General features: G+C 69.5%; 25 protein-coding genes. 12 read left to right on the forward strand and 13 right to left on the reverse strand.

The window, feature by feature from the left end; translation table 11 throughout:
- Positions 1–41: 41 nt before the first annotated feature.
- Positions 42–539, reverse strand: a complete 498-nt coding sequence (locus ACIP9D_RS20430; protein WP_350875982.1) for a nitroreductase/quinone reductase family protein — start codon at positions 537–539, stop codon at positions 42–44.
- 111 nt (positions 540–650) lie between these two features.
- Positions 651–1,007, reverse strand: a complete 357-nt coding sequence (locus ACIP9D_RS20435) for a VOC family protein (protein ID WP_350875980.1) — start codon at positions 1,005–1,007, stop codon at positions 651–653.
- 66 nt (positions 1,008–1,073) lie between these two features.
- On the opposite strand from ACIP9D_RS20435, the gene ACIP9D_RS20440 reads away from it, so the two are divergent.
- Positions 1,074–1,268: a DNA-binding protein gene (locus tag ACIP9D_RS20440; protein WP_350875978.1), complete on the forward strand. Its 195-nt coding sequence runs from the start codon at positions 1,074–1,076 to the stop codon at positions 1,266–1,268.
- A gap of 61 nt (positions 1,269–1,329) precedes the next feature.
- On the opposite strand, the gene ACIP9D_RS20445 is transcribed toward ACIP9D_RS20440, so the two are convergent.
- Positions 1,330–2,361, reverse strand: a complete 1,032-nt coding sequence (locus ACIP9D_RS20445) for a DUF5937 family protein (protein WP_350875976.1) — start codon at positions 2,359–2,361, stop codon at positions 1,330–1,332.
- 104 nt (positions 2,362–2,465) lie between these two features.
- Between ACIP9D_RS20445 and ACIP9D_RS20450 the strand changes: the two genes are divergently transcribed.
- From ACIP9D_RS20450 to ACIP9D_RS20460, 3 genes are all read left to right on the forward strand, one after another.
- Complete coding sequence (locus tag ACIP9D_RS20450; protein ID WP_350875974.1) at positions 2,466–3,047, forward strand: dihydrofolate reductase family protein; 582 nt, start codon at positions 2,466–2,468, stop codon at positions 3,045–3,047.
- Between the two features lie 155 nt (positions 3,048–3,202).
- Positions 3,203–3,724: an HAD domain-containing protein gene (locus ACIP9D_RS20455; protein ID WP_350876140.1), complete on the forward strand. Its 522-nt coding sequence runs from the start codon at positions 3,203–3,205 to the stop codon at positions 3,722–3,724.
- Positions 3,725–3,784: 60 nt separating this feature from the next.
- Entirely contained in the window at positions 3,785–4,144 is a 360-nt protein-coding gene (locus ACIP9D_RS20460) for a hypothetical protein (protein ID WP_350875972.1), read from the forward strand.
- 31 nt (positions 4,145–4,175) lie between these two features.
- Here the strand turns inward: ACIP9D_RS20460 and ACIP9D_RS20465 are convergent, their stop codons facing one another.
- Positions 4,176–5,390 carry a sigma-70 family RNA polymerase sigma factor gene (locus ACIP9D_RS20465; RefSeq protein WP_350875971.1) on the reverse strand — a complete coding sequence of 405 codons (1,215 nt, stop codon included), beginning with the start codon at positions 5,388–5,390 and terminating at the stop codon, positions 4,176–4,178.
- On the reverse strand, positions 5,390–5,806 hold the full coding sequence (locus ACIP9D_RS20470) for a YciI family protein (protein ID WP_350875969.1): 417 nt from the start codon (positions 5,804–5,806) through the stop codon (positions 5,390–5,392). The genes ACIP9D_RS20465 and ACIP9D_RS20470 overlap by 1 nt, the downstream gene beginning before the upstream one ends.
- A 366-nt stretch (positions 5,807–6,172) precedes the next feature.
- On the opposite strand from ACIP9D_RS20470, the gene ACIP9D_RS20475 reads away from it, so the two are divergent.
- The gene (locus ACIP9D_RS20475) at positions 6,173–6,847 is read left to right on the forward strand and encodes a DUF6891 domain-containing protein (protein ID WP_350875967.1); all 675 of its coding nucleotides are present in this window, start codon (positions 6,173–6,175) and stop codon (positions 6,845–6,847) included.
- A gap of 29 nt (positions 6,848–6,876) precedes the next feature.
- On the opposite strand, the gene ACIP9D_RS20480 is transcribed toward ACIP9D_RS20475, so the two are convergent.
- The 3 genes from ACIP9D_RS20480 to ACIP9D_RS20490 all read right to left on the reverse strand — a co-directional run bounded on the left by ACIP9D_RS20480 (position 6,877) and on the right by ACIP9D_RS20490 (position 10,315).
- Positions 6,877–7,725: a phytanoyl-CoA dioxygenase family protein gene (locus ACIP9D_RS20480; protein WP_350875965.1), complete on the reverse strand. Its 849-nt coding sequence runs from the start codon at positions 7,723–7,725 to the stop codon at positions 6,877–6,879.
- 174 nt (positions 7,726–7,899) lie between these two features.
- A complete protein-coding gene (locus tag ACIP9D_RS20485) occupies positions 7,900–8,613 on the reverse strand; it encodes a hypothetical protein (protein ID WP_350875963.1) in 714 nt (237 codons plus the stop codon).
- 208 nt (positions 8,614–8,821) lie between these two features.
- Complete coding sequence (locus ACIP9D_RS20490; protein ID WP_350875961.1) at positions 8,822–10,315, reverse strand: LPXTG cell wall anchor domain-containing protein; 1,494 nt, start codon at positions 10,313–10,315, stop codon at positions 8,822–8,824.
- 143 nt (positions 10,316–10,458) lie between these two features.
- Between ACIP9D_RS20490 and ACIP9D_RS20495 the strand changes: the two genes are divergently transcribed.
- On the forward strand, positions 10,459–10,800 hold the full coding sequence (locus ACIP9D_RS20495; RefSeq protein ID WP_350875959.1) for an MmcQ/YjbR family DNA-binding protein: 342 nt from the start codon (positions 10,459–10,461) through the stop codon (positions 10,798–10,800).
- 48 nt (positions 10,801–10,848) lie between these two features.
- On the opposite strand, the gene ACIP9D_RS20500 is transcribed toward ACIP9D_RS20495, so the two are convergent.
- Together ACIP9D_RS20500 and ACIP9D_RS20505 are read right to left on the reverse strand one after the other, a co-directional pair.
- Positions 10,849–11,628, reverse strand: coding sequence for an ABC transporter permease (locus ACIP9D_RS20500; RefSeq protein WP_350875957.1), 780 nt, complete (start codon positions 11,626–11,628; stop codon positions 10,849–10,851).
- Positions 11,629–11,659: 31 nt separating this feature from the next.
- Positions 11,660–12,676, reverse strand: coding sequence for an ABC transporter substrate-binding protein (locus ACIP9D_RS20505; RefSeq protein ID WP_350875955.1), 1,017 nt, complete (start codon positions 12,674–12,676; stop codon positions 11,660–11,662).
- Positions 12,677–13,001: 325 nt separating this feature from the next.
- Here ACIP9D_RS20505 and ACIP9D_RS20510 point away from each other — a divergent pair, with 325 nt between their 5' ends.
- From ACIP9D_RS20510 to ACIP9D_RS20520, 3 genes are read left to right on the forward strand one after another with little or no spacing between them, the layout of a single operon-like run.
- A complete protein-coding gene (locus ACIP9D_RS20510; protein WP_350875953.1) occupies positions 13,002–13,937 on the forward strand; it encodes a DUF6282 family protein in 936 nt (311 codons plus the stop codon).
- Complete coding sequence (locus ACIP9D_RS20515; RefSeq protein WP_350875951.1) at positions 13,934–14,650, forward strand: PIG-L deacetylase family protein; 717 nt, start codon at positions 13,934–13,936, stop codon at positions 14,648–14,650. Before ACIP9D_RS20510 ends, ACIP9D_RS20515 begins: the two co-directional genes overlap by 4 nt.
- Complete coding sequence (locus tag ACIP9D_RS20520; protein ID WP_350875949.1) at positions 14,647–15,297, forward strand: 4-carboxy-4-hydroxy-2-oxoadipate aldolase/oxaloacetate decarboxylase; 651 nt, start codon at positions 14,647–14,649, stop codon at positions 15,295–15,297. The genes ACIP9D_RS20515 and ACIP9D_RS20520 overlap by 4 nt, the downstream gene beginning before the upstream one ends.
- Positions 15,298–15,313: 16 nt before the next feature.
- Here the strand turns inward: ACIP9D_RS20520 and ACIP9D_RS20525 are convergent, their stop codons facing one another.
- The 3 genes from ACIP9D_RS20525 to ACIP9D_RS20535 form a co-directional block, all read right to left on the reverse strand.
- Positions 15,314–15,811 carry a hypothetical protein gene (locus tag ACIP9D_RS20525; RefSeq protein ID WP_400450510.1) on the reverse strand — a complete coding sequence of 166 codons (498 nt, stop codon included), beginning with the start codon at positions 15,809–15,811 and terminating at the stop codon, positions 15,314–15,316.
- Between the two features lie 158 nt (positions 15,812–15,969).
- On the reverse strand, positions 15,970–16,899 hold the full coding sequence (locus tag ACIP9D_RS20530; RefSeq protein ID WP_400450512.1) for a CDP-diacylglycerol diphosphatase: 930 nt from the start codon (positions 16,897–16,899) through the stop codon (positions 15,970–15,972).
- Between the two features lie 207 nt (positions 16,900–17,106).
- Positions 17,107–19,266 carry a glycogen debranching N-terminal domain-containing protein gene (locus ACIP9D_RS20535; RefSeq protein ID WP_350875945.1) on the reverse strand — a complete coding sequence of 720 codons (2,160 nt, stop codon included), beginning with the start codon at positions 19,264–19,266 and terminating at the stop codon, positions 17,107–17,109.
- Positions 19,267–19,533: 267 nt separating this feature from the next.
- Between ACIP9D_RS20535 and ACIP9D_RS20540 the strand changes: the two genes are divergently transcribed.
- The 3 genes from ACIP9D_RS20540 to ACIP9D_RS20550 all read left to right on the forward strand — a co-directional run bounded on the left by ACIP9D_RS20540 (position 19,534) and on the right by ACIP9D_RS20550 (position 24,239).
- Positions 19,534–19,962: a Fur family transcriptional regulator gene (locus ACIP9D_RS20540; protein ID WP_350875943.1), complete on the forward strand. Its 429-nt coding sequence runs from the start codon at positions 19,534–19,536 to the stop codon at positions 19,960–19,962.
- 23 nt (positions 19,963–19,985) lie between these two features.
- Positions 19,986–22,262 (forward strand): catalase/peroxidase HPI, encoded by a 2,277-nt coding sequence (gene katG, locus ACIP9D_RS20545; protein ID WP_350875941.1) that lies wholly within the window; start codon positions 19,986–19,988, stop codon positions 22,260–22,262.
- A gap of 789 nt (positions 22,263–23,051) precedes the next feature.
- Positions 23,052–24,239, forward strand: a complete 1,188-nt coding sequence (locus tag ACIP9D_RS20550; protein ID WP_350875939.1) for a low temperature requirement protein A — start codon at positions 23,052–23,054, stop codon at positions 24,237–24,239.

A 24,239-nucleotide genomic window follows, 5' to 3' on the forward strand; every position in this document is an offset into this window, starting at 1 on the left:
CCGACGTGAGCCTTCGCGCAGTTCCGACACGTCGGGCAGGCTCACGGTGCGGCATCTCGTTTCCGCGGTTCCAGGACCACCACCGCGGTCTCGGACGACCGCAGCGCCGCGAAGGCATCGAGATTCGTGTCGATCTCGCGCCAGCGGGCCCACAGCCGCGACCGCTCGTCGCCGGTGGCGGCCCGCCCGCGTACCAGCCGCTGCCCGTCGACCATGTCGACGGTCGCATCCGGATGCGCCTGCAGGTTGAGCCACCAGGCCGGCTCACCCTCGCCCCAGCCATTCATGGCCAGGGTGAACACATTCGGCCCGTCGTCCAGGTACGCGATGATGACGCTGCGCTGCTGGCCGGTTCGGCGCCCGGTGGTGGTCAGCCGCAGGGTGCCCCAGCGGTTGGCGCGGGGCCGCCAGAGTCCGACCCGGCCGCCGGAGACCCGGTACAGGCGCCGGTGCACCCACCAGGCCGACCGGATGAACCAGCGCGGCGGAAGCTTCGGTTTATCCGCCCGATTCACGTCCGACACGACGACCTCCCACACCTACCAGGCGATGGTACGAACACTGTGCCAGCCGCTGGAACCCGCTGGCGCTTCGCTTCCCCCGCGTCTCACCGCAAGTCTGGCCGATGAGCGCGCGTCTGTGCGCCCCCGTCAGCCGTAGTACTGCACGAGGCAGAACTCGTGGTCCTCCGGGTCGGCCATGACGACGACCACACCCTCGTCATAGTCGTGCCGTTCACCGGTGAACCGGCCACCGAGATCGACGACCAGCGTCATGGCCTCGTCGATGTCGTCGACGGAGACGTCGAGGTGGATCCGCACCTTACCCAGTTGGGGCTCCGGCACTGGCTGGAACACCAGCCTCGGCTGAGGGTCGCCCCGCTCGCCCAGGTAGACCCAGCCCTCCTGCGACGGCCCGGGCTTCCGACCGAGCAGGCCACCCCAGAATCGGGCTACCCGCTCGGGGTCACGGCAGTCGATCGTGACACCGGACCAGACGTTCGCCATGTACTGATCCTGACAGTGCTCCGGTGGGCGCGTCGGACGGTGTAACTGGCGGGTTAGCATCCGCGGATGACCTCGTCTCTGGACGCGCTGCCGAAGATCGGTGCGCCGGCGACTCGAGCCCTGCACACCGCCGGATACACCACCCTGCGGCAACTCGCGGGCATCCCCCGATCGGACCTCGCCAGACTGCACGGCATGGGACCGAAAGCGCTCGGGATCCTCCAGGCCGCCCTTGAGCAGCACGGCCTCAGCCTCGGCTGAGATTCACTAAGTATTGGGTGGCTCATTCCGCCGTCATCGGGGGGTCGGCGTGCCCAGGAGGTCAGGTGTCGGCCTGCCGGCCCGCCCCGCTGAGCAGTCGGTCGCCGAGTTCGGTCCGCGAGTAGAGCACCTGCCGGCCGGCCCGGCGCGAGGCGAGCAGCCCGGCGGCGCGCAGCGCCTGAAGGTGGACGCTGAGCGTCGGCGCGGAGAGCGCCATCTGGGTGGCGGCCTGGCTGGTCGACATCGGCAGGTCCAGCTGGGCCAGCAGGGCGGCTCGGGTCTGCCCGAGGACGCCGGCGAGCGCCGAGCCGGTCTGCGCGGGGTGCTCCTGCTCCTCCCAGAGCCGGCCGAGGCCGCGCGGGGAGTAGGAGACGCTGGGGGAGTCCGGCTGCGCGGTCCGCACCAGGACGTCCGGCCAGGCGAAGGCGCACGGCACGAGGAGCAGGCCGCGCCCGCCGCAGTCGGCATGTCCCTCGTAGTACTTGACGATCGTCAGCGTCTGGCCGGCGAACAGGACCGACGGGTGCAGGTTGCTCATCATCCGGTCGACGCCACCATCGGCGAGGGCATCGAGCCGGTAGGCGATGTCGTCGTTGAGCAACGCGTCGATCCGCGGCCAGTCCGGGGCGATCGCGACCCGGTGGTACGCCTCGAGCGCCTCGGTGACGGGCCCGATGCCCGCATCGGGCCGCTGCAGCAGCGCCTGGAGCAGGGCTTGCCGCCCTTCGCGGTCGGGCCCCTGCTGGGCGACCCGGTGGCCCGCCAGGTGCGCCAACTCCCGCGCCACGACCTCCGGATCGGCGTCGGCGATCCGCGCGAGCGCGTCCGCGAAGGTCGAGGACCGGCGATCCGGCGGCGGCACCAGGAAATCGGGAATGTAGCCCACCGGACGCACCAGCGCCCGCAGTAGGTCGAGGTCGCGCGTGCGCAGCCGGCCCGATCGCTCGGCGAACCTGTCGATCCAGGGCCGGTGCAGGTGCCGGCCCTGCCTGCCGGCGGCCAGCGCACGAAGGCTGGCCACGGTCTCCGTGAGCGGCGAGGCGGCGAAGCGCACGCGAGTCAGGTCGGCCGCCGTGAAGTGCAGATGGATCACGCAGCCGCCCCTTCCGATTAGGTCTGAGCCTAATCATGGCCGTGTGGCCGACACCACCGAAGACTGAGGACATCCACTTGGACCATACGGATGGGACATCGAAGATGCGTACGTTGATCTACACCGCCTTCGTCTCGCTGGACGGCGTCGTCGACTCGCCGGGCGGCGGCAGCGGATCCGAGGACCACCGCAGCGGCGGCTGGACCTTCAAGGACATCGAGTTCCGGCCCGAGGTGTACGAGATCAAGGGCCGCGAGACCGAGGAGGCCACCGCGCTGATGTTCGGCCGAACCAGCTACGAGGCGTTCTCGCCGTTGTGGCCGGACATGGAGGACTTCGCCGCCCTCAAGGAGTTGCCGAAGTACGTCGTCTCGACCACCCTCGGCGAAGACGCTCTTGTCGACAACTGGGGCGACATCACGATCCTGCGTTCCCTCGACGACGTCGCCAAGCTCAAGGAGACCGACGGCGGCCCGATCTTCATTCACGGCAGTGCCACTCTCGCCCGCAACCTCGCCGACGCCGGCCTGATCGACCGCTACCACCTGCTGCTCTACCCGGTGCTGCTCGGAGCCGGCAAGCGGATGTTCAGCGACACCGACAAGGACAAGCAGATGCTGAAGCTGGTCGAGTCCGAGACGTACGCCAACGGCATCACCAAGCTCGTCTACGACGTCGCCCACTGAGGTTGCCGCCGTGCCCGAGCCGATCGGCCGTCCCTGATACCTCACAAGGGTCAGAGGCTCACGGCCTTGGCGCGGGCGGCCGGGCAGCGAACCCCGTACCTGGCGGAGATCCGCAGCTGAGTCAGCCCGGATGGGCCCGATACGGTTCGAGCGTGATGCCGGACTTTAGCGACCCGCCCTTGGTCTTCCTCGATGTGGATGGAACGTTGATTCCGTTCAGAGTCCGGCACCCGGGCCGGGAGGAGCCTGCCTCGGGCGGCGTCGCTCAGCCAGTGAACGATGCTGGCAATCCTCTGCTCGACAGGCTCGACCCGGACGACGGTCGCCGGCTGTTGGCGTTGGGATGCCAGCTGGTCTGGGCAACGACATGGATGATCGAGGCGAACGAGGTCGTCTCGCCGCGACTCGGGCTTCCGGAACTGCCCGTCGTCGAGTGGCCGGACGGCGACGGCGATCCACCGCACGGTCTGCACTGGAAGACCATCGTCCTGACGCGGTGGGCGGCCGGACGACCCTTCGTGTGGCTTGACGACGAGATAACCGTTGCGGACCGGCGGTGGATCACAACGCATCACCCGGGGCGGGCGCTGCTGCGGCATGTCGACCCATACGTCGGCCTGACCGACGCGGACTTCTCAGCAGTACGCGAATGGCTCGAAGCGCGCGACGGCGGCTGATCCCGCAAGCTCACATGCCGCAGACTGCTCTGAGAAAGCCTTGCCGGATGAGGAGGACGCATGAGAGCGGGCAGGGTGCTCGTGATCGGTCTCGATCCCGTCAGAATCCCGGGCTGGGATCCTGAGCCAGTCATGGCGGCGATCGCACGCGGTCAGGCTCGGTTCGATGATCACGACATCGAGGCCGACTTGTGCCTGGTGGCGCCCGACGATAACGCCGAGGGCGCGATCGTCGAGGCGCTGACCCGGAACGACTACGCCTGCGTGGTGGTCGGGGGCGGCATCCGCAAGCACGAGCCGTTGCTCGAGTTCTTCGAGAAGGTGGTGAACCTTGTCCGGCGCCATGCTCCCGGCGCGGCCATCGCCTTCAACAGCAGCCCCGACGACACTGCCGACGCCGCTCTGCGCTGGCTGCGGTAGGCCAGCCTGGGTGCCGGGCGAGCTGGAGAAGTCAGCTCAGCGCGGCCGCCTTGCGCAGCAACACTGAGCGTTCGCGCTGGTTGGCGCAGAGCCGAGCAGCCAGCTCCAGCTCGACGCGGGCTTCCGGTCGCCGTCCGAGCCGGGCCAGCAGCTCACCGCGTACGGTCGGGACCAGATGCGAACCGGGGAGCCGGTCCAAGGCGATCAGCTCGTCCACCATGGCCAGGGCTTGCACCGGACCCGAGGCCATCGCCACGGCGACGGCCCGGTTGAGCTCGACCACCGGCGAGGGCGCGACCCGGCCGAGTGCCTCGTAGAGCACCACGATCCGGTCCCAGTCGGTCGCCTCGACGGAGGGCGCGGACGCGTGCGTGGCAGCGATCGCGGCCTGCAGGCCGTAGGGGCCGAGGCCGCGAGTCGATGCCCTGGCCAGTGCGGCCAGCCCACGGCGGATCGCCGAGAAGTCCCACCGCCGCCGGTCCTGGTCCTCGAGCAGGACCGGAGAGCCGTCCGGGCCGGTCCGGGCCGGGAAGCGCGCAGCCGTCAGCTCGCACAACGCGAGCAGGCCGTGCACCTCCGGCTCGTCCGGCTGCAGGGCGGCCAGCGTGCGAGTCAGCCGGATCGCCTCGTACGCGACGTCGGGACGCAGCAGCCGGTCGCCCGACGTGGCCGTCGACCCCTCGGTGAAGATCACGTAGAGGACGCTGAGCACGCCGCCCAGCCGCTCCCGGCGCTCGGCGGCCGGCGGCAACTCGAACGGCACCCCGGCCGCCGCGATCGTCTTCTTGGCCCGGGTGATGCGCGCCTGCACGGTCGGCACGGGTACGAGGAACGCGCGGGCGATCTCCTCGCTGGACAGGCCGCCGACCACCCGCAGGGTCAGCGCCACCCGGGCCTCGGGGGAGAGCACCGGGTGGCAGCTGACGAACATCAGCGCCAGCACGTCGTCGTCGATCTTGTCGGGGTCGATTTCTTCAGCGACCGCCGGATCGGCCGCGAGCAGGGCGTATCGGTCCTGGAGGGCGGTCCGGCGGCGGATCGCGTCGATCGCCCGTCGTCGGGCCGTGGCCATCAGCCAGCCGGCCGGATTGACCGGAGAGGCGCGCGGCCAGGACACCAGCGCCTCGGCCACCGCCTCCTGGGCCGCGTCCTCGGCCAGCCCGAAATCGCCGGTGAACCGGGTCAGCGCGGCGACGATCCGCGCCGACTCGATCCGCCAGACGGCCTCGACGTCGGCCGTACCCATCAGACCGGGCCGTTGCTCTCGCGCCCGGCCCGTTCCTTGACGATCCGCTCGTTGTCCTGCGGGACCTCGTCGTGCCCCGCCACCCGGCGGACCTCGATCTTGGACCCGCGGACCGCCGGGACCCGCTTGGCCCACTCGACCGCCTCCTGTTTCGAGGCGACATCGAGCAGGAAGTAGCCCCCGAACAGTTCCTTGGTCTCGCCGTACGGCCCGTCGGTGACCACCGGGGCCTCGCCGCTGAAGTCGACCACGACGCCCCGGCCCGGATCGTCCAGTCCTTCGGCCGCGAGGAGAACTCCGGCTTTGATCATCTCCTCGATGAACCGGCCGGTCGCGGCCATCGCCTCGTCGATAGAAGCCATCATGGCCGCGTTCGTCTCATCGGTGCCCCGCATGATCAGCATGTACTTCGGCATCGCGTTCTCCTCATCCGGCGGGGCCGTCTCTCGACCCTCGTAGCCACATGTCGAACGGGCGGCTCGCGGATCGACACGGTCCCGGAGAAATCTCTCGCCGCGACGCAGCCGGTCCCTCCGGCCCACGTTCCGTCCGTCGGACCGGCCCCTGAGCGATGGCTGACGCGAGCGCCATGCTGATCAGAAAGCTTAACGTCGCAGCTGCCGCGCGCCAGGTGCTGGCCGCCACGCCTACGGATGACCATCGGGTGATCCAGGTTCCGGCTGCTGTGCTGTCTGCCATGCTCGGCACGCCAGGCGGGACGCAGTGCCGGGCGCGATGCGAGCTGGCCCATGCTGTCAGAGGCCCGTGTAAAGATCGTCGTTGTGACGCGATGGATCTACAACGATCGCCCCGAGGGCGTCAGGTTCCTGACCGACCGGATCGCGGAGCCGGGCCGCAGGACGATCGAGGACGAGATCTGGGACTGGGTCGTGCGCGGCCACGACGACGCCGACGACTTCGTCGACTACTTCGACGAGGACGAGGAGCGTCACGGCGCCACCGACGAGGAACTCAGGGCGGCGTACGAGAAGGCACTGGCTGCTCGGCGCGAGCAGCAGCGCCAGTGGGGTGAGGTGCCGAGCAACCTCACTCGCGCGTTCGCCGAACTCAACGAGGTCGGTGTGTTGGCCAGAGAGAACTTCAGCTGCTGTGGCACCTGCGCGGCCGCCGAGATCCACGACGAGCGGGACGACTCCCGGCACTGGCACGGATACCTATGGTTCCACCAGCAGGACACGGAGTCGCTGCTCGCGAGCGAGGACGGCGAGGTCTACCTCGGCTACGGCGCCTATCCCGGGGTGGACTTCGACGAGGTCGCCTACGCGGCCCTGCCGGAGGCCGAGCAGCAGGCCCGCTACCAGGCCGACCTGGAACGGGTGCTGGACGAGATCGCCTTCCCGGTGCTCCGCAGGCACGGCCTGCGGATCGAGTGGAACCGCAAGCAGTCAAAGCGGATCCGGGTCACCGGCGCCCAGTGGTATGCGCCGTTGATCTGAGACCCACCCGCTCGGGTCTGGACCGGGGTTCACTCCGCGCCCATCACCAGGCCCTCGATGGTGTGCTTCTGCCGGATCGGCGTGAGCGTCTCCACCACCGGGCACCGCAGGTGCGCGCGTACCGAGGCGGGCAGGTTCTCCCAGTACTCCCGGGTGACGGCCATGTCGTGGTGCTCGGCGTTGCCCGCGCCGGGCGCGTCCACGCCGAGCACCAGGACCGGACGGGCGCGCGTCGAGACGTTCGGGGTGCCCCGGTGGATGGTGAGCGCCGAGCGGGCGGAGATGTCGCCACGGCGGGGGTACTTGCGTACGGCTCGCGCCTGGTAGCGGGAGTAGCGCTCCTTGGGCGGGAACATCGCGTGGTCGAAGTCGTCGCCCTCGTCCCACTGCGTACCCGGGGCGATCTCGAACGGTCCCATCTCCTCCACGGTGTCGACCGTGGTCAGGTTGAACGCCAGTGAGGTGAGCCGCCGCTGCCGGCGGGTGTCGGACGGCATCGGAAAGTCCCGGTGCCACGGCTGCATGGCAGCGCCGGGGAACGGGATGTCGAAGCCGAGCTCGACGATCTCGTACTCGGGACCGAGCACGGCCTGGCAGACCGCGACCACCCACGGATGGGTGACCAGGTCGACGAAGCCTCGCAGCTGCTCCGGATGCATCTCCACGTACCACCGCTGCGGGCCGCGCCCGACGGCGCCGTCCGGCCGGGCGCGGGCCTCGTGGAACGCGGTGTCGATGTCCTCGTCCACCCGCTGCACCCAGTCCACGGTGAAGGCAGCCCGGCAGGAGGTGATCCCGTCGCGGTAAAGGTCGCCGAGTGCCTCCACCGGGACCTCCCCGATCTCGACGGACTGCGGGTTACGAACGTCGGCGCTCATCGGATCCTCCCCTGGGTGGCGGCGGTCAGACGAGTATTACAACGTTGTAGAACGGGCGCAAGAGACCGCAGAAGGGGACTGGAGCCCGGTTCAGTTGGTACGCCGCGGAGGTGCATGCCGCGCTGGCGGACGGGCAGCTGTTCGCGTCGGCGCCCTGGTCCCGCCGCGGTGTCCTCAGGCCAGCAGACGTTCCCGCATCGTCGCGCCCAGATTGATCGCACCTACCGCCCGAGGGCCGGCCGGATCGTGCACGTGGAGGGTGTTGTTGCGGCGCATCAGCTCACGGACCGCGGGCGGCAGCCGGGGCGGGTCGTCCATGGCCGCGAGGACCTGTGCGGCGCTCGAGATCAGTCGATCGGCCAGGCCGGCGGCGTCGGTGTCCACCCGCACCCGGCCGTACTCCCACCCGGCGGTGGTCAAATCGAGCACCTCAAACATACGGGTCACGAGCGGGTTCGGGTCGGTCACCCGGTCGAGCCGGGACGCCTGGCTGCCGATCACCGCGACGGCTGCGGACACCTGGGCGTACGGGTGGAAGCCGCTCGGCAACGCGAACAGTGGCCACCGCAGCGCCGGGCCGGCCTCCTTCCACAGCGGCCGGTAGTTACGGCGGTGTACCAGGAGCCGCCGGCCCGTCCGTCGGTGTATCTCCTGGGCCTGGGCCTGTAGGTCGGCGTGGGCCTCATCGGCGACCTGGCTGACGATCCGGGCCGCCACCACCAGGCCGTCGTCGCTGTCAAGCAGCGCGCTGACCGCCTCGACCTGCTCGGAGAACCGGATCTGCGCGCGGGCGCCGTACCGGTACTGGACGTCCTGTAGCAGCACCTGCTGCCGCCCCGCATCGAGCTGGACCCGCCCGCCGCCCAGCAACCGCCGGAGCCAACGCATTTCGCCTCGTTTCAGCAGAGCCGTCCCGGACCGCGGCAATGCTAATGCGTCGTGCCTGTCTCGATGGTGATGGGGTGGGAGGGAGGGACGCTCTGCGGCCCCTCACGGTCGGCTGCCGGCCTGGCGCGTCCCGCGCCCCCTGCGCGGAAGCCCTGGTCGGACCGGGGTCCGACCAGGGCTTCACGGCTGTTCTGCTGATCCGATCGTGTCAGGCGACGAAGCGGGTACGGCGACGGCGCGCCACCACGAACAGGGCGGCGCCTGCGGCCAGCAGAGCGGCGGCGCCGCCACCCAGCAGGATGCTGGACTGGCCGGTGATCGGCAGCGACGGGCCGTCCTCGTCCCCGCCGCCCGCACCGCCGGCCCGGTTCACGACCAGCTTGGCCACGTCGTTGTCCGACGTCACGTCAGGGGTCGAGGACTTCGCCGTGACGGTACCGGTGAGTTCCCCGGCGGCGTCGACCCGCAGCCCGAAGCCCCACGTGACGGCCTGGTCCACCGCGAGCGGGTGGATGGCCGTCCGGCAGACGTAGCCGGTGTCCGCCTTCGTGCAGCCGGCGGGCACCGTCGTCACGGCGGTCCCCGCCGGCGGCGTGAAGGTGACGGTCGCGGCCGGCTCGGTGATGCCGGAGGCGTACGCGGGACCGAGGTTCTTGACGCCGACCTTCGCGGTGACCGTGGCGCCCACGGCGGCTCGGACCTCCCCGCCGACGGCGCTCACGTCGGCGCGGTTGGTGCCCTCGACGGTGACGATCACGTGCTGCGTGTCCAGGAAGAACGAGTCCTCGGTCTGGGCGCCCTCGGCACGCAGCCCCGCGGGCTTCCGGACGAGGCGGAGGGTGCCCTGCGTGCCGCGGGTCGGCTTGGTGGCCCGAACCATGTCGAGGTTGTCACGCCCGTCGATCGGAGTCGACCAGGTGAAGCTCGCACCGGCAACGCCCGGCGCCGGCACCTGTGGCCGCAGCTGGAGAGGCAACTCCTCGGAGAGCACGTACTCCTGCCCCGCAGCCAGCGTCGCGTCGAAGTGGCAGTACGCGGCGAAGCTGCCGTATTCACAGTTGTTGTAGCGCTTCGGCACGGTGAACATGGCCTCGTAGAAGAAGAACAGGTCCACGCCGGTGATCGCGTTGTCCCCGGCGTTTCGCACCGTGAGCGGGTTCGTGATGGTGTCGCCCGGCTTGGCCTTCTTGGTGGTGATCGGCCCAACCTCCAGGGCGACCTTCTCGCTGATGGTCACCTTCGAGGTCTTGGTGAACGTCTGGTCCCGGCTGGTGACCTTCACGCTCACCTCGCCCTCGTCGCCGATCTCCGCTGCCTCCTCCGGCCGGAAGGTGAGCGTGGTGATACCCGCGAACAGGCTCTCCGAGGAAAGCGTGTCGAACCTGCAGGTGATCCTCGTACCTGACTGCTCACACGGGCCGGAGCCGTCGAACGTGAGCTTGGCCGTCGCGACGCCGGCGAGCTTCGTGGTGTCGATGGTGACCGCCACGTCGTTCAGGGTGAAGTCGGTGTCGTAGTTGTAGAGGTATACCGACTGGGTCTTACCGAACGATCCCGGCACCAGTGCGGTGTGGTCCAGGCGGAGCTGCGTGCCCTTCGGCAACGCGACCGCGGAGACCGGTGCGACGGCGTTGGCGCCGAGCACACCGATGGCGCATACGCCGAGCCACGCGGCGCCGCGCAGCAGACGTGAACGACTCACGATTGTTCCTCCCCCGTCGATGAACGGGAGTGATCGTAGCCGCCGCGATGCGTTCGGCGAGGTGCTCTACGGCGCGGCGACGCAGAACTGGCCTAATGTCTACCCGGGGCGCGACCGCTCAGAGACGATAAGGAGTCCCGCCCATGATCAGGCTGGCTGACATCCGTGGCTATGCGATGGCGCTGCCTCACGTCGTGGAAAAGCCGCACTTTCGCCTGCCCGGCTTCCGGGTCGCGGACAAGCTCCTCGTTCATCTGGAGAAGGGCGACGCGCACGCGATCGTGTGTGTCGGGCAGACGGAGGCCAAGGCGGCGACCGCGGATCGGCCGGACGTCTATGAGGAGGTGTGGCGGAACGGCCGGATCTTCGTCGGCCTCCGTGTCGACCTGGCCAAGGTCACCGAAGAGCGCGTGCAGGAACTGATCGAGCAGGCCTGGCGCAACCGGGCGCCGAAGCGCCTCGTCGCCGAGTACGACAGCCGCTGACGCTCCGACCGCGGCGTGGGATCGTGCGTCTGCTGTCGCCTCTGATGGTCAGGACGAGATCGCTCGTGCCCACGGCACGAGAAGCCGTTCGAGGCCGGCCATCAGATAGAAGAGCAGCGCACCCATGAGTGCGAGCAGGGTCAGCGCCGCGAACGCGAGTGGGGTGTCGGCGGACTGGCCGGAGCTGGCGATCACCGAGCCGAGCCCGGCCTCCGGGTTGATCACCTCGCCGATGATCGCGCCGATGATGGCGAGTGAGGTCGCCACCTTCAGTCCGACGAAGATCTGCGGCAGGGCCCACGGAAGTCGCACCTTCACGAAGGTCTGCCACCACGAGGCGGAGAGGGAGCGGGCGAGCTCGCCGAGGTCGCTGGGCGTCGAGGTCAGCCCGGCCATGGTCGAGACCAGGATCGGAAAAAAGCAGAGCAGCACCACCATCACGATCTTGGTCTCGTAACCGAAGCCGATCCAGACCAGCAGCAGCGGCGCGAGCGCGACCTTCGGTACCGCGTTGATCCCGGCGATCATGGGCAGGGTCATCCGCTCGACCGTCCGCGACGCGGCGAGCAGGACGGCGAGCAGGAGACCGGCCACCGTCGCGATCCCGAACCCGATGACGGTCTCCAGGAAGGTGATCCAGGTCTGCTCGGCCAGGTAACCGGGGAGCCGCAGGAACGCGTCGACCACGTCTGCGGGCGCCGGCAGGAAGAACGGGTCGATGTCGAAGGCCCAGGTGGACAGCCACCAGAGGGCGATCGCGAGTGCGGCGCCCAGGGTGGGCAGCCCGACAGTCCGCCAGCGTTGTGGCGCCGGTGAATTGTCGGTCACGGTGATCTCCCTGAAGGTTCTGGGCGCGTGGTCAGGGCTTCTTTACGAAGTCCGGGTCCACGACGTTCGCCGGTGTCAGCCCCGACGGAATCAGGTTGGAACGCTGGAGGACGGCGATGGTCTGGGCCACCCGTGACTCGTCCAGGAAGCCGATCGGGGCGCCACCGGCGGGACGGACGTGCGGAGTCATCGCCTCGATCTCGCTCTTGCCCGCCGCCACCGGGTAGGTGGGCTTCACCCGGTTGAGGATCGTCGCCGCCTCGTCGGGGTGCTCGATGCTGTACTTCAAGCCCTTGAGCACCGCCTTGGTGAACCGCTGGACCAGGTCCGGATCCTGCGCGATCAGCGACGGAGTGGTGATGATGGCGTTGCCGAACAGGTCCGGCAGATAGTCGCTGTAGGGCAGAACCACGACCTCCTTGCGGGTGGCCGTTGCCAGAGCGCCCCGGCTGAGCAGGAAGGTGCCCAACGCGTCGACCTTCCGGCCGGCCATGAGGCCGTTGAGCGCGGTGGCCTGGACGCCCTCGATCTTCACCGTCGCCGGGTCGAGCCCGGCCAGTTGGGCGTACGCCGGGAAGAGCAGCTCGGTAACCGAGCCGGCACCGGTCGCCATCGTCTTGCCCTGCAGGTCCTTCGGGGTGGTGATGTTGGTGTCCTTGGTGGTCATCACCGAGATCAGCGTCTGCTGGTGTACGGCGGCGATCGCCCGCCAGTCGGTGAACTCACCCTTGCCTGCCTGGATCACGGCACCGGTGAAGTCGAGCGCCGCGAACTGGACCTGCCCAGACTTGAGGGCCGTCAGGTTCTGCTGGTTTCCGGCGCCTTCCTTGATGTCGACCTCGATGCCGACCTCGGCGAAGTAGCCCTTCTCCTTCGCCACCCAGGCGAAGGCGTCCCGGCCCACCGCGCCGAAAGCGGTGATGTAGGCGACCTTGTCGGAGCCGCCGCCGGTCGAGTCGCCGCCGCTGTCGTCGGTGCCGCAGCCGCCGCCGGCCGCGAGAGCCACGGTCAGCCAGGCCGCTACCAGCGTGTGAAAGCGCTTACCCATGCGGTGCCTCCAGCTTCAGCTTCGCGATGCTTGGCCCACCCCTGTCGGCGGAGATCGGAGGGACGACGCCCAGCCGGCCTCGATAGACGATCCTAGATCAGACGCGTGGCGCCCGTCAGTCCCGAACCCGCATGGGTGGAGGCAAACAAGGTTGCCGCGTAAGGGCTTCCGCTCTATCCACAGTAGATCACCGTGCGCAACGGCGGCTTGAAATAGACATGGTCGCCGATATGCTTGCGCCCGGCGGTCTCCGGCATGTCCACCGCCCGTGCTCGTCCGAGCGCACCCTCACGACCGCACCGGCAGGGCCCACCGAGGAGCCGCGATGCCTGACCACCCGGTCCCGTCCGCCCGCGCCCGCGCCGTCGTCCGCTGCGCCTACGACACGCACGTACACGTGGCCCCAGACGTCATGGCGCGGCGCATCGACGACGTTGACCTGGCACACCGGTTCGCCGAGGTCGGGCTCGCCGGCTTCGTCCTCAAGTCCCACTACGTGGCGACGGCCGAGCGGGCGGCGGTGCTCCGCAAGGTGGTGCCCGGAGTCGATGTTCTCGGCGCGATCACGCTCAACGGTGCCATGGGCGGCATCAACCCGGTCGCCGTCGAGGTCGCCGCGCGGCAGGGTGCGCGAATCGTCTGGATGCCCACGGTGGATTCGGGAAACCAGCGCCGCAGCACCGCCACCGATCTGCCGGGCGCCACGCCCGCGATGTGGGGGGCCTTCCAAGCCGACCTGCACCGCCAGGGCATCGTGCCGGACCCCGTCGAGGTCGTCGACGACGAGGGGCGGGTTCTCGATCGGGTACGCCAGGTGCTGCGGGTGATCGCGCGGCACGACGTCGCGCTGGCCACCGGCCACCTGAGCGGCGCCGAGATCCTCGCGGTGGTCCGGGCCGCCCGTGAAGAAGGGGTACGCCAGATCGTCATCACCCACCCCGAGTTCACCTCGCAGCGGCTGCCGCCTGAGCAGCAGCGGGAGTTGGCCGAGGCAGGCGCCCTTCTGGAGCGCTGCTTCACCACCCCGCACTCGGGCAAGATCGCCTGGGCCGACCTCTTCGCCACCATCCGGGCGGTCGGCGTGGCGCACTCCGTGCTCTCCAGCGACCTGGGGCAACCCTTCAACCCGCCGGTCGAGGACGGTCTGGCGCTCTTCGCCGACCGCCTGCTCGACGCCGGCTTCACCGACGAGGAGATCCACGTGATGGCGGTGGTCAACTCGCGCCGTCTGGCGATGCCGAAGCCGGCGGTGCCGGCATGAGCGCGCGGCGAATGCTGGTGGTGGGTGCCCACTCGGCCGACTTCGTCTGGCGGGCCGCCGGCGCGATCGCCAAACACACGGGCGCCGGAGGTGAGGCCGTGGTGCTGGCGCTCTCCTACGGCGAACGGGGCGAGTCCGGCGAGCTGTGGAAGGACCCGGACCAGACGGTGGAGAATGTCAAGCGGCTACGGCACCTCGAGGCGGAGCGGGCCGCCGCCGCGGTCGGCGCCCGGTTGGAAGCGTTCGATCTGGGCGACTACCCGTTGCGGATCCGGGACGAGGACGTCGACCGGCTGGCCGGCCTGATGCGCGAGTACGCCCCGCACGTGGTCATCACCCACCCGGACCGCGACCCGTTCAACCCGGACCACCCGGTGGCGCACACGGCGGTGGCGACCGCCCGGCAGCTCACCGCGGGCGCCGGGGTGTCCAGCGGCTTCCGGACCGCCCCGCCCTCGGAGTTCCTGGTCTTCGAACCCCACCAGCCCGAGCTGTGCGGGTTCGTCCCCACCGTCTTCGTCGACATCACCGGCGCGATGCCGGCCAAGCAGGATGCGATGGCGGCGATGAGCGCCCAGGGCTACCTGCGCGAGTACTACACGCAGCGGGCGGATCAGCGTGGCAACCACGCCCGCCGGGTGAGCGGCAACGCGGCCATCCGGCAGGCGGAGGCGTTCCAGCGGCTGATCCCGAACGTGGTGGGTGCACTGTGAGCGGCGACGCGGCGGCCGTCGAGTCGGGCGTGATCGAGACGCTGACCGCCGCCGGAGTGGCCACCGTCTACGAGGCTGCCGGCCGGCGCGGCCTGATCGACGTCGACCTTGTCCAGGTCGTGCCGGGCACCCGGGTCGCCGGGCTGGCCCGGACCGTCCGCTGCGGCCAGGACGACAACCGGGCCGTGCACGAGGTGATGACGCTCGTGCGCCCCGGCGAGGTGCTCGTACTCACCATGCCCGAGCCGGCCCCCGTCGCCCTGCTCGGCGAACTGCTCGCCACCCAGGCCAAGGTCGCCGGCGCGGCCGGCGTGCTGATCGATGCCGCGGTACGGGACGTCGACGAACTCCGGGAACTCGGACTGCCGATCTGGGCCCGCTGGCGACGGGTACGCGGAGCGACCAAGCGCGAGCGGGGCTCGCTGGACGTGCCGGTCCGGGTCGGCGGCGCGACCGTCGAGCCGGGAGACGTCGTGGTGCTCGACGCCGACGGGGCCGTGGTGGTGGCGCGGAACAGCGCGGCCGACGTGGCCGCCGCGACGAGGACTCGGATCGACAAGGAGACCGGACTGCGCGCCCGGCTGGATGCCGGCGAGTTCAGCTATGACCTGCACGGGCTGCGGACGGAGGACGAGTCCGGCGGCTGACCAGGAGTAGCCCGAGTCATGGTTGCGAGGCGGCGACGAAGGCCTCGATGCGGTCCAGGTCTTCGGGTTGCAGGCCGCGCTTTGACCGGGGCTCGATCAGAAGCGCCTGCCCGCCGGCCGTCAACTCATCCCGTAGGCGGCCCGGCGGAGGAAGGGCTTCGTCGTCGGTCCAGACAAGCCGCCGACCCTCGGCCAGCACGGCGCGAGCCGCGGCAAGCTTCAACGGCCAACAGGCAGGCCCCCGAGGGATCGGATCAGCGGTGATCGCCCGTGCCAGCGGCGGCAGTCGCCACAGGTACTCGAGCCGGTGAGCGTCCGGGCACCAGGTGCTGCACCAACGGATGTCCACCCCGCCGGATTCCTGGAGGGCGCGGATCCGGTCGACCAGAGCTAGCGCCCAACGGACGACGTAGGACACCCGGTCGGTGTCCGACCAGACCTGACTCTTCCTGGGTGGCCCGCCCCAGCCTGGCCGGGTCGCGTTGACGACTCCGTCCACGTCCAGCAACCACACCGGGCGTCCGGGACGCAGGTCCGCCTCGTCCTTGTCACCACTCAGGCTGGCCACGACCGGACACTAGAGGGCCGACGCGCCGGACGGAACAGCATTTGGCCTGCGCTCGGCAGCAGGCCCGACGCGTTTGCCGCGCAGCCGAGCACGACACCGCGGCGTCACGCGTAGGCGAGCAGGAAGTCGGCCGTGCCCGTGCCGCCGGGCTGGCCGGGCGGCACGGGTAGACCGGGTTCGCTGTTCAGGACGTAGAACCCGCCGACCCCGACCAGACGGGGCGTCACGGCCAATATCTGCGCCGCCATGGTCGCTCCGGTCGGCCGCACCACGCTGTCGCGCAGGAGTGTGAAGAGGTTTTCGTTCAGGTTCGCGACGTGGAGCACGCGGTACGAACGGGGCGCCGGGGCACCTGTGCTCGTCAGGCCCCAGATCGGAACGATCTGGTTCCGCCACCTCGACGGGTCGTTGGTGATCGTACTGTCGTGGTTGTTCAGTTGGGTCTGGATGCCCGAGTGGATTCCGGCCAGGTGGATATGGAGCTGATCCTGCTGGCGAATCATCGGGTCGGCCGAGTTGATCCCCAACCCGATGTGTGGGTACACCACGTGCCCCGGCTGTCCTGGCTGCGCGTTGTTCCACGCCTCCAGCCAGTAGTTCGGCGCGTTGGAGGTGGCGATGAACGGACACTCGATGCCGGTGATGCGACAGCTGGGGACAAGTAGGAAGTCGTGGCTCGACCCCGTCCCCCCGTTGAGAACCACATAGGTGGACGTCGTCCGCAGGGACTGAGGAAACGGTGGACCGGCCTTCGTGCCCTCGCAGACCTGCACTCTGTCCCAAAGGTCGTACCTGCCGCCGGTGTCGCTCGGGTAGCCGCACAGGCTCGAAGGCGTGGGACAGGGCGAGCCCCCAGGGCCGCCAGCGGCTGGGGGAGGGGACTCGGGGGCTTGGCCCTCGTCGGCGGGCACCGCGTCAGCCAGTGCGCTGCCCGGCCCCATCAAACCCAGGAGTCCGGTGGCGCCGGCCGCCCCCGAGATCCTGACGAACTGACGTCTGGGTATTTTTCCGCTCGCCCTGCTGTCGCCCATCATCACCCTCCGTCATCGCCATCGGAGCGGGTGCGCGCCCGCTGGTCAGCGCACACCTGATCACGAGTCAGAAAATGCGGACACGGCTCATGAACATGTCGAGACTAGGATGATCCGGTCACTTCCTATGACGGCAGCCGAACGGGTCCCCTGATCGTGTTGCTCGGCTGATTCAGGCGGGCGGGCACGTGGGATCGCTGCAGCGCATCCTCAGGGGGCGAGACGTACGCCCGACTGGGTTCTCGTTGCTTCGACCTCCCACCGCTTGCCGAAGGCGGACACGTTGCTGAACTGGATTCGCCCGATCTCGGGCGGGATCTCGGGATTGAGGGTGAGTTGGCCGTCCCTGGGCTCCAGACCGAGCATGGTGCGCATGAAGAGGATGGGCGCCGCGCTGGCCCAGGCCTGTGGGTTGCAGGCGGTCGGGTAGGGGACGGGGGCGCGGCCGAAGGACCGGTCGTAGCCGGAGAAAGCCTCGGGAAGGCGGTACTCGGAGAACTCCGCGGCGTCCAGCATCGCCATGATGATCCGGTTGGCCTCTTGGCGGAACCCGTAGCGGGCGAGGCCGTGCGCGATGATCGAGTTGTCGTGGGGCCAGACGGTGCCTCGGTGGTAGCCGATGGGGTTGTAGGCACGATCGGCCGTGGAGGTCGTCCGGACGCCCCAGCCGGAGAAGAGGTGGTCGGACATCAGGTGGCCGGCGATGATGGCGGCGCGCTCGGTGGGGACGATGCCGCTCCAGAGCAGGTGGCCCATGTTGGAGCTCATCAGGTCGATCTGTCGGTTGTCGCCGTCGAGACCGAGCGCGTAGTAGCCGCCGCGGTCGTCGATCCAGAAGTCCCGGTTGAAACGGTCGCGCAGGTCGGCGGCCTCCGCGCGGAGTCGGGTGGCGAGTGGGGCGTCGGCGAGCGGGCCGTCGGCGAACTCGGCGAAGCGGAGCTTCGCGTCGTAGGTGTAGCCCTGGATCTCGCAGGTGGCGATGGGGAGGAAGGGCACCGTGCCGTCGGAGAACAGGACGCCGTCCCAGGAGTCGCGCCAGCACTGGTTGCCGAGTCCCTGCGGTGAGCGGGTGGCGTACTCGACGTAGCCGTCGTTGTTGCGGTCGCCGTGTTCCTCGACCCAGCGCAGCGCGGCGTAGGCGTTGTCGCGCAGGTCGCGCACGAACTGGTCGTCGCCGGTCCAGCGCCAGTACTCGGAGAGAAGAATCAGCCACAGTTGGGTGGCGTCGGCGCTGCCGTAGTAGGGGTTGTGTGGTTTGAGGCCGAGCCTGGTCAGCTCACCGGATCGATATTCGTGCAGGATCTTGCCGGGCTCCTGGTCGGAGAAGTCGTCGAACTCGGTGGCCTGGTAGAGGGCGAGCGCGAGCAGCGCGCCACGCGCCAGGTCCGAGCCGCCGCCCATCGTCTGGTAGGCGGTTATCAGCATGTCCCGGCCGAACACGGTGAGGAACCACGGTAGCCCCGCCGACAGCAGAACGACGGGTTCGTCCTTCAGACGTATCTCGTTTCGTAGGGCGGTCAGATCCATCGTGGACTTCTGATACATCGCTCGCAGCACGGCGGAATCCGTGTGCAGGATGGGTTTGGCGTTCTCCCAGCGCGCCAGGGGATCGTCGTGCTCGACGTCGAAGGCCTCGCCGAAGCCGCGGTTGGTCGGTGCGGTCTCCGTCTCGCCGTAGTCCAGTGGGACGCGCAGCTCGCACCGCCACTCCTGGTTGGGTGCCAGGTGTAGCTCCCACACCATTTCGTCGCCCGCTATCTCGCTCGCCGGGGGGTCCGCCAGCACCTCCGTGCGGGCCTCGAAGGTGTGGTTGCGGTAGCTGAAGTCCAGCCGCGAGCCGTCGGTGGCATGTGCGCGGGTGATCTGGTGGGAACGATCCCGGACGGTCTCCTTGATCTCGAACAGGTCGGCGAAGTCCGTGCCGACCGCCAAACGGACCTGGATCGACACCGCCTTTTCGGCGTACGACTGCAGCTCGATGCGTTCGTGCATGCCATCGCCGATGAACCGCTGCCGGCGTACCCCGATGGCGTTGGCCGGCAGGCCGGGTAGTTCGGGGTTGGCCAGGAAGAACGCCGCCGAGTAGTCCTCCACCGTGCCCGAGCGCAGGACGAGCAGCGGCGACCCGCAGATCGTGAGCTGCCACCGGTTCAGAAAGCGGGTGTCGTCGTGCACCAGCCCGCCGATCGAGCCCGGGGGCACGTCCCCGGCCGAGTTGGAGAACATGAACGTTCGCCGCTCCAGCACACCGACCGCGTCCGGTCCCAACTCGGGCGGGAGATTGCGTACCGTCTCGCTCGGGATGTCACTCGGACGCGTCACATCGGGCATCGGATCGGCCGGGGTGGGTCGGCGAGCGGTGTTCGTCACGGCGCACCTTCCGACGAGCAGAGAATGACCAGACGCGAGATGCCTTCGTTCCTCAACGTAACCGCAGGCTGCGGCTGGTTCGTCGGAATCCGGCGTCCGGCGCGTCTCCGGAGGCGGGGCGGCCGCCGGCAGGTCCGCCCGCCAGGATCCGGGTCTCGGCGGTACGGTGTCTGATATCGCTGGGTTTCGCCGCTTCGGCGAGTTCCCATCGGGTTGAGGCCGACGATAAACTTGAACTATTCCAGAAGAGTGGACTATGTTCGGCAGGTGACGTCCGACTTCGAGGCGCAGCTGCGAGCTGTCTCGTTGCGGGTGACCCGGCCCCGGTTGGCGGTGCTCGCCGCGCTACGAGACCATCGCCACGTCGATACCGACACGGTGATCCGGTTGGTACGGGCCGACCTCCCCACGGTCTCCCACCAGGCGGTCTACGACGTCCTGCGGGCGTTCACCGATGCCGGTCTGGTGCGGCGCATCCAGCCCGCCGGCGCCACCGCCCGCTACGAAGCGCGGGTGGCGGACAACCACCACCACGTCGTGTGCCGCTCCTGCGGCGCGATCGCCGACGTCGACTGCGCCGTCGGCCACGCCCCATGTCTCACCGCCTCGGACGACCACGGCTTCGTGGTCGACGAGGCGGAGGTCGTCTACTGGGGCACCTGCCCCGACTGCGCGACCGAACGCACCGCCCAGTGATCCGCCAGTTCGGAAGGAAGTAGATGAGCGACACCCAGGACCAGGCCCCCGCCAGCGCGCAGGGCGTGGACAAGAAGGAGGCGGCCGGCTGCCCGGTCGCGCACGACTCCGTGACCTCGCAGGGCAGCGAGAGCGAGAACCCGGGGATTCCCTCGCCGACCCCGAAGACCGGTGGGCGTCCGCGTACCAACCGGGACTGGTGGCCCAACCAGCTCGACCTGTCGGTGCTGCACGCCCACTCCTCGAAGGGCAACCCGCTGGGCGAGAGCTTCAGCTACGCCAAGGAGTTCGCGAAGCTCGACGTCGAGGCGCTCAAGCGGGACATCGTGCAGGTGCTCACCACCTCGCAGGACTGGTGGCCGGCCGACTTCGGCCACTACGGCGGTCTGATGATCCGGATGAGCTGGCACTCCGCGGGCACGTACCGGATCCACGACGGTCGCGGCGGCGCCGGCGACGGCGGGCAGCGTTTCGCTCCGCTCAACAGCTGGCCCGACAACGCCAACCTCGACAAGGCGCGCCGCCTGCTGTGGCCGGTGAAGCAGAAGTACGGCCAGAAGATCTCCTGGGCCGACCTGCTCGTGCTCGCCGGCAACGTGTCCCTGGAGTCGATGGGCTTCAAGACGTTCGGCTTCGCCTTCGGCCGGGAGGACGTCTGGGAGCCCGAGGAGATCTTCTGGGGTCCCGAGGACACCTGGCTGGGTGACGAGCGCTACGTCGGCGAGGCCGAGATGGCGCCCGAGGTCGGCGCGACCGAGATGGGCCTCATCTACGTCAACCCGGAGGGCCCGAACGGCAACGCGGACCCGCGGGCGGCGGCGTACTTCATCCGGGAGACCTTCGGCCGGATGGCGATGAACGACGAGGAGACCGTCGCGCTGATCGCCGGCGGCCACACCTTCGGCAAGACCCACGGTGCGGCCTCCGCCCAAGACCACGTGGGCCCCGAGCCCGAGGGTGCCCCGCTGGAGGCGCAGGGCCTGGGCTGGCTGAGCAGCCACGGCAGCGGCAAGGGCCGGGACACGATCACCAGCGGCCTCGAGGTGACGTGGACCGACGTGCCGACGCAGTGGAGCAACCGTTTCTTCGAGATCCTCTTCGGCTTCGAGTGGGAGCTCACCACGAGCCCCGCCGGCGCGAAGCAGTGGGTCGCCAAGGACGCCCCGGAGATCATCCCGGACCCGTTCGACGCGTCGAAGAAGTACAAGCCGACGATGCTCACGACCGACCTGGCGCTGCGTTTCGACCCGGCGTACGAGAAGATCTCGCGCCGCTTCCTGGAGAACCCGGACGAGTTCGCGCTGGCCTTCGCCAAGGCCTGGTACAAGCTGCTGCACCGCGACATGGGTCCGGTCAGCCGCTTCCTCGGCCCGTGGGTCGCCGAGCCCCAGCTGTGGCAGGACCCGGTGCCGGCCGTCGACCACGAGCTCGTGGGTGACGCCGACGTCGCCGCCCTCAAGGCGAAGGTCCTGGAGTCCGGCCTCACGACCGCCCAGCTGGTCTCCACCGCCTGGGCGTCCGCCGCGAGCTACCGCTCCACCGACAAGCGCGGTGGCGCCAACGGCGCCCGGATCCGTCTCGAGCCGCAGCGCAGCTGGGAGGTCAACCAGCCCGAGCAGCTCACGACGGTCCTGGAGACCCTGGAGGGCATCCAGCGGGAGTTCAACCAGGCCGGCGGCGCGAAGATCTCGCTCGCGGACCTGATCGTGCTGGCCGGTTCGGCCGCGGTCGAGAAGGCGGCGCGTGACGCCGGCGTCGAGGTGACCGTGCCGTTCCGCCCGGGCCGTACCGACGCCACGCAGGAGCAGACCGACGTCGAGTCCTTCCGGGTCCTCGAGCCGCGTGCCGACGGGTTCCGCAACTACCTGCGTCCCGGCGAGAAGACCCAGCCGGAGGTGCTGCTCGTCGACCGTGCCTACATGCTCAACCTGACCGCGCCCGAGATGACCGTCCTCGTCGGCGGCCTGCGGGCCCTCGGGAACAACGTCGGTGGCGCGCAGCACGGCGTGCTCACCGACCGGCCGGGCGTGCTCACCAACGACTTCTTCGCCAACCTGCTCTCCCCGGGCACCCGGTGGAAGGCGTCGGAGGCCGACGAGCACGTGTACGAGATCCGGGACCTGGCCACCGACGAGGTGAAGTGGACCGCCACCGCGGTCGACCTCATCTTCGGCTCCAACTCCCAGCTGCGGGCCCTCGCGGAGGTCTACGCCAGCCAGGACGCCCGCGAGAAGTTCGTGGCCGACTTCGTCGGCGCCTGGACCAAGGTCATGGAACTCGACCGGTTCGACGCCGCCTGATCCTGATCCAACCGACGAGCCCCGGTCGATTCACCAACGATCGACCGGGGCTCGTCCACCATCGGATCCGGGCCGGTTGGGCTGAGAATCCGTGGCCCCGCACGTGAACCATCACCGCCGGTGCGCGCTGAGATCCGTCTCGGCGCGCACCGTTCGTGTGCGGGGGATGGTCGGTCGGCCATGTGTCGAGCCGCAGGTCGACGCTGCTGTCGTACGCGCGGACGCTCTACGAGTACCAGGAATTCGTCGTCGTCGCGGAGTACGGGACAACGGCCACGTCGAGGACTACTCGTCCCGTATCCAGGGGCAGCCCATCGCCAACATCGCCGTCATCTACCTGGGACGACCAGGGCAAGGTCCGGCACGTGGTCATGAATCACCGGCCCCTGCCGGCCGTCCTACTCTTCTCCCGGCTCATGGGCGAGCGCTTCCGGGGAACGCCCTACGTCGATTTCCTTGCCGCCCCCGAGTGAAGCCGAGGAGGGCCGGATGTCCGACGACGCCACACTGCGCTACGCCGCGTTCGCGGCCTTCCCGCTGAGCGACGAGGCCAGGTTCATCACCGGGGCCGCGCTCGCGATCGACGGCGGCACGGCCGCCGGGTGAGTCGGCTGGGGGTCTTCGGCGCGGTCACACCCGGCAGAGGGGCATCGCGCCACCGCGTCGAGGACTCTCCGACGACCGGACGTCAGATCGAGCGTCGCGGCCGCATTGTGTGGCAACGCCCCAATCCGCGGCGCCCCGGCGTGATACGAAGTTTGGGCAGAGTTGTCCGGAGGAACGGGGGCGGTGGAGCAGGCGCGGTCGGGGTGGATTCTGCGCGGTCAGGACACTCCCCGCCGGATCTCCTACCTGGAACTCCTCTTCGACCTGGGCCTCATCGTCGCGCTCACCCGGCTGTCCGACCGGCTGACCGGTGACCTCGGCTGGGATCACGCGCTGGAGACCGTGGTCCTGCTCGCCGCGATCTGGTGGGTCTGGACGGTCACCGCGTACACCACCGACTGGTACGACCCCAGCCTGCCGATCGTCCAGCTGATCGTCCTCGGCGTGCTGTTCGGCGGACTGCTGATGTCGCTGGCGATCGGCAGCGCCTTCGAGGGGGTCAACGGGATCGCCTTCGCCGGGGCGTACGTGGGCCTGCATCTCTGTCGCGGGTTCATCCTCATCACCGCCCTGCGTGGTCACGCGCTGCAGAGGCGGCCCATGCGGGTGCTCATCTGGTTCTGCCTCACCGGCGTGCTGTGGGTGGTCGGCGCGTTCCTGCCCAGCCCGCTCCGGCTGCTGCTCTGGGCGGTGGCCATCGCGACGGACTACGGGGTCGGCCTCTTCGGTTATCCGCTGCCCCGACTCGGCCGTTCCGGCCCGGAGGAGCTCCGGGTGGGCGGCGAGCACCTGGCGGAGCGCTACCGGCAGATGTTCATCGTCACCCTCGGCGAGATCATCCTGGTCGGCGTGCGGATGTACGGCGATCCGCCGTTCGTGTCGCTGCAGACGGCGGGAGTGATCCTGCTCTTCGCCCTGACGGTGACGATGTGGCGGATCTACATCGTCTACGTCGCCGATCATCTCGCCACCGGGATCGACCACGCCAACAACCCCGGCCGGATCGCGCTGGTCGCGGCGTACGCGCATCTGGTCATGGTGGCTGGTGTGGTGTTGGTCGCCGCCGGCGGTGCCATAGTCGCCAGAGATCCTCTCGGCGAGACCGACACCACCGAGCTGGCGATCGTGGTCGCCGGGCCCCTGGTGTTCCTCGCCGGCCGCACCGTGTACGCGCTGGTGGTGTTCCGCGCGATCCTGTGGCGGCTGCCCATCGGCGTGGCCGTCCTGTCGCTGGCGGCGCCGATGACGGGGGGACTGCCACGGCTCGCCGTCGCCGCGGCCATGACCGTTGGGATGATGGCGATCGCCTTCATCCCGCACTGGGGACAACCGGTGTACCGCACCCGGTGGCACATCCGTACCCGCTGGTGA

The organism is Micromonospora sp. NPDC093243, from assembly GCF_044753725.1.
In the GTDB taxonomy this organism is placed as follows: domain Bacteria; phylum Actinomycetota; class Actinomycetes; order Mycobacteriales; family Micromonosporaceae; genus Micromonospora.